The organism is Streptomyces sp. MK37H (assembly GCF_018035285.1).
GTDB classification, from domain to species: Bacteria; Actinomycetota; Actinomycetes; order Streptomycetales; family Streptomycetaceae; genus Streptomyces; species Streptomyces endocoffeicus.
Window position 1 is genome coordinate 1 of sequence record NZ_JAAAYH010000801.1, and the last position, 1740, is coordinate 1740.

A 1740-nucleotide genomic window follows, 5' to 3' on the forward strand; every position below is an offset into this window, starting at 1 on the left:
GTCACCCTCCTCCGCGCCCGTGGCCTCCCACAGCCAGTGGCCCACGTTGCGTACGATCAGCGGGCTCGGCTCGGGCACCCGGCCCGCGTACTGGATGCCGATGAGCTGCTGCTCGGGCGCGGTCTCCCGCCAGAGTGCCGAGCGGCCGGGGCCGCGGCGCTTGCGGCAGGTCAGCAGCCGGGCCGGGCCGGAGGGCGAGGCGGCGAGCTCGACCTGCCAGTACATGGTGTTCGCGGAGAGGAAGACCAGCGAGGTGCCGCTGTCGCGGGCCGCCTCCACGGTGTGGCGCATCGGCGCCGACCAGTACTCGTCATGGCCGGGGAAGACCAGCCCCCGGTAGCGGGCGGGGTCGACGCTGCCCGCGTGCAGATCGCGCATCTCGGCGTAGGCGAGGTCGTAGCCGTAGCGCTCGGCCCAGCGGATGAAGTCGTACGCGTGCCCCACATGGAGGGGCAGCCCGGCGCCCGCGTACGGCCGGTCGAAGGAGACCGTGGTGGCCGCCTCCGACTCACCCAGCAGCTTTCCCCGCTCGTCCCAGGCGTGGTAGAGGCTGGCGCCGGTCCGGCCGTCCTCCGGGTAGAGGTTGTACGCCTGCCAGGTGAGGTCCGGCAGGACGAGGAGGAGGTCGGCGGGGCGGCTGTCGCGGACGGTGAAGGGGATGTGGCTGCGGTAGCCGTCCAAGGTGGTCAGCACCGCGACATACGCGCCGGGCTTCCAGTACGAGGGGATCTGCATCCGCCAGGACAGCCACCAGTGGTGGCAGGAGACGGTGCGGTCGGCGGTGAGCGGGGACGGCTGGACGATCCCGGACAGCCGGGGGCTGGTGGTGATCTTCAACGCGCCGGTGCCGTCGTAGTAGCCGATGCGGTAGATGTCCACGCTGAACTGCTGGGGCGGGTCCACCGTGATCCGGAAGTCGATGGCCTCGCCGGGGGCCGCCGCGGAGGTGGAGGGGAAGCCCTTGATCTGCCGGTAGACATCGTCGGCGGTGCGCGGGCCGGGGATCCTGGTGGGGCCCCTCGCGCCGATCCGCTCGGTCGCCCGCGCGTCGGCCCCGGAGAGATGGACGTGGTCGACGTACCACGGGACCACCCGGCCGGTGTCGTCGAAGTAGTTCTCACTGTCGCGCAGCCAGGGCAGCGGGCCCTGGCCGAAAGGATCCGTCACCGCGTGAGCGAGCGCTCCCGACTCCCAGCGCCGGATCTGGTCCGTCCCCACAACTGCTCCCCTCCCTGCGTACCCGGCGGCGCCACGCCTCGCTGTCCTCACACACCGCACCGCCGCGGGTCCGGCCTTGTGGGCCGGGCTGCGGGGCCGGGTCTCGCGGTTCGGGCCGGTTGGGCCGGAACTCCTGGGCCGGGCGACAGCGACCGGGCCAAGCACATCACATTACGCACCTACTCCGTCACCGATAGTCGCTAAATTGCCGGAACAGACACCGAACGCGCGACAAGGGTGCACATAGGAGCGGTATTCGCCGGACTCCGCGCCGCTACCCCAGCCGGACGGGCTTCTCCGGGCGGACCCCCACCTCACCGAGCCAGGCGCGCAGCGGCCCGTCGTCGCCGTCCTCCACCAGGCTCAGCACCGGATGGGCCAGATCGGCCCGCCGCCGCCCGCCGACGAGCAGCGCGGGCCCGTCGAGCCAGTCCAGGCCGGGGGCCGCGCCCGCGGTGTCCACGGCGGCGCAGCAGACCATGGCGGTGACGTGGTCGGCGAGCAGCTCCCGGCCGGTGCGGG

1 protein-coding gene and 1 pseudogene are annotated in these 1740 nt (G+C 72.8%); both read right to left on the bottom strand.

What is annotated here, in order from left to right; translation table 11 throughout:
• On the bottom strand, positions 1–1218 hold a 1218-nt coding region (locus tag GWI24_RS44020), incomplete at its 3' end, for a N,N-dimethylformamidase beta subunit family domain-containing protein (protein ID WP_210951610.1).
• Between the two features lie 274 nt (positions 1219–1492).
• A pseudogene (locus tag GWI24_RS44025) lies at positions 1493–1740 on the bottom strand (hypothetical protein); the annotation flags it as partial.